We start from the raw sequence: 453 nt of genomic DNA, 5'->3' as shown, positions 1-453 counted from the left end.
ATACGATGGCAGCCGCCACGTTCGCGGCGGTGGCCAACTCGAAGTGCCGGGTCTGCCCGGTGCGCACCAGCTGCCCGGTCTCCGGGCAGGGGCGCCAGGTCGTCGAGCCGCCCACCGTCCGGCGCACCAGTGAGGGCGAGGAGTGAGCCGGTGTTGCGAGCCCCGCAGTCACGAACCAAGACGGCACAGTGAGGGCGAGGAGTGAGCCGGTGTTGCAGCCTGTGACGACACCGTGAGTCAGCCCACCCTGTTCGGCGCGGGTCCCGCACCGACGCCCCGGCTCGCGGACTCCGGCCCCCGGTACACGCCGGTGGAGCTGGCCAAGCTGCTGCGGTTGCCGGCACCGACCCGGGCGCAGGCCGCGATCATCGCCGCTCCGGTGGAGCCGCTGCTGGTGGTCGCCGGTGCCGGGTCGGGTGTACGCCGACGTGCGCAAGGCGCTCACCCTGCAGC

1 protein-coding gene is annotated in these 453 nt (G+C 73.3%); it reads left to right on the top strand.

Going from position 1 to position 453, the window contains the following annotated elements; all coding sequences use genetic code 11:
* Positions 1–232: 232 nt before the first annotated feature.
* The coding region (locus KBX53_RS35725; protein WP_210864114.1) for a hypothetical protein at positions 233–453 on the top strand (221 nt) is incomplete at its 3' end.

The sequence above is a fragment of the Micromonospora sp. M51 genome (assembly GCF_018070305.1).
GTDB classification, from domain to species: Bacteria; Actinomycetota; Actinomycetes; order Mycobacteriales; family Micromonosporaceae; genus Micromonospora; species Micromonospora parva.
Note: the sequence above shows the minus strand (reverse complement) of the source record. Positions and strands in the feature narration are given on the sequence as shown.